At 57.1% G+C, this 828-nt stretch carries 1 protein-coding gene; it reads left to right on the top strand.

Annotated features, from left to right (window positions below; all coding sequences use genetic code 11):
• The first annotated feature begins 59 nt into the window (after window positions 1-59).
• A protein-coding gene (locus P0D89_RS53540) for an IS5 family transposase (protein ID WP_408379740.1) occupies window positions 60-817 on the top strand; the annotation gives its coding sequence in 2 pieces (ribosomal slippage) (window positions 60-381 and window positions 381-817; 759 coding nt in all).
• Window positions 818-828 lie beyond the last annotated feature (11 nt).

The following is an 828-nucleotide window of genomic DNA, read 5'->3' as shown; positions in this document are numbered from 1 at the left end:
GGCCTGTTTACATTCGATGAAATGTGTTTACATCTTGTTTTTTGCGCGAGCAGGGCAAGATGATTCGAACGTTATTGAACGATGAAGTATGGGCACGAATCGAATCCGTCTTGCCAGGCAAGGAAGGCGATCCAGGGCGAACGGCGAGCGACAATCGTTGGTTTGTCGAAGCTGTCCTCTGGATCGGCCGGACCGGCTGCCCGTGGCGTGATTTGCCGAAGGCGTTCGGCCGATGGCATACGGTGTACATGCGATTCTCCCGGTGGCGTTGCAAGGGTGTGTGGGAACGTGTGATCCACGCCGTGGCCGACGAAACCGAGATCAAGCATGTGTTGATCGATTCGACCATCGTGCGCGCACACCAGCATTCGTCCGGAGCTCGAAAAAAAACGGTCCGCAAGCGCTCGGTCGCTCGCGAGGTGGACTGACCACCAAGTTGCACCTGGCCGTTGATGACGCCGGACGCCCCCTGCGGTTGATCGCCACCGAGGGACAAGTTTCCGATATTTCGTGCGCGAATGAACTGGTTGAGCATTTGCGCACCGGTGCGGTCATCGCTGACAAGGGCTACGACTCGAACGCCTTTGTGGAGAGTATCCGCACTACGCGTGCGAAGGCCGTAATCCCGCCGCGTTCGAACCGGAAGACCAAGCGTCGCTATAGCCGCGTGCTGTATCGGACTCGGAACATCGTCGAACGCTTTTTCAGTCGTATCAAACATTTTCGTCGTGTCGCCACTCGCTACGACAAGCTCGCAGGGAACTATCTCGCCTTCGCTTCGCTTGCCTGTGCCTTTGGACCGCTCGTGAGAATGTGAACAGGACCTAG

The organism is Paraburkholderia sp. RL18-085-BIA-A, assembly GCF_046027075.1.
In the GTDB taxonomy this organism is placed as follows: domain Bacteria; phylum Pseudomonadota; class Gammaproteobacteria; order Burkholderiales; family Burkholderiaceae; genus Paraburkholderia.
Note: the sequence above shows the minus strand (reverse complement) of the source record. Positions and strands in the feature narration are given on the sequence as shown.